Source organism: Acidovorax sp. ST3, assembly GCF_003231145.1.
Lineage (GTDB): Bacteria > Pseudomonadota > Gammaproteobacteria > Burkholderiales > Burkholderiaceae_C > Acidovorax.
In genome coordinates this window covers 1-543 of the sequence record NZ_QKVP01000117.1, presented here as the reverse complement: position 1 = coordinate 543, position 543 = coordinate 1, and the positions used below count along the sequence as shown (strand labels likewise).

The window sequence follows — 543 nt, the reverse complement described above, 5'->3', positions numbered from 1 at the left end:
GCGACACCGCCGCGACCATCGCCGGCGCCGAGCTGCGCCTGGTGCCGGGCATGGGGCACGACCTGCCGGCCGGCCTGTTCGACGTCTTCGTCAAGGCGGTGATCGACGCCGCCGAGCGGGCGCGGGCGACGGCCTGAACGCCTAGTCCAGGCCGAAGGCGCGGGCGTAGCGCACCTCGCCCGCCAGGGCCGCGCCGTCCTGGCCGCGCAGGTCGATGGCCATGAAGGACGGCCCCGAGAACGGCGCCTTCAGTCCCAGCGCCGCCTGGGCGGAAAACCCGAAGCGCGGATAATAGTCGGCGTGGCCGAGCACCACCGCGGCCTCGAAGCCGGCCTCGCGGCAGGCGTCCAGGCCGGCGCGGATCAGCGCCCCGCCGACGCCCTGGTTCTGGCGGGCGGGGTCCACCGCCACCGGCGCCAGGGCCACGGCCTTCAGCGCGCCCTGCGCGCCGACGATGCTCAGCGACGAGAACAGGATGTGCCCGACCAGAACGCCGTCCTGTTCGGCGACCAGCGAGACGGCGGCGTCGCCGTCGGCGCGCAG

General features: G+C 75.5%; 1 protein-coding gene. It reads right to left on the bottom strand.

Annotation, left to right across the window (positions count from 1 at the left end):
- Positions 1-141 precede the first annotated feature (141 nt).
- The coding region (locus tag DNK89_RS23880; protein ID WP_161958991.1) for a GNAT family N-acetyltransferase at positions 142-543 on the bottom strand (402 nt) is incomplete at its 5' end.